Annotated in this window: 1 pseudogene; it reads right to left on the bottom strand. The window is 60.0% G+C overall.

From position 1 onward, the window contains the following. Positions 1 to 215 (bottom strand): annotated as a pseudogene (locus tag ACM9LZ_RS26175) (IS21 family transposase); the annotation flags it as partial.

Here is a 215-nt window from a genome sequence, read left to right as displayed (position 1 = left end):
GCAGAACCAGGGCAAGGATATCGACCATGTCGCGATCTCCACCGGGACGCCGCAGAATCTGATCCTGCAATCGCCGGAACCCCGCCGGCAGGTCCGCGAAGGGGGCACCATTGCGTAATGCACCGGGTTTACGCTGGACCACCGCCAGATAATGGTGCCAGTCATAAATTGTCCGGGGCATTTGACGGGATCGGTCAATCCACCGTTCATGCTGG

This window comes from Niveispirillum fermenti, assembly GCF_048066175.1.
GTDB classification, from domain to species: Bacteria; Pseudomonadota; Alphaproteobacteria; order Azospirillales; family Azospirillaceae; genus Niveispirillum; species Niveispirillum fermenti.
This window is presented reverse-complemented; position numbering and strand designations above follow the sequence as displayed.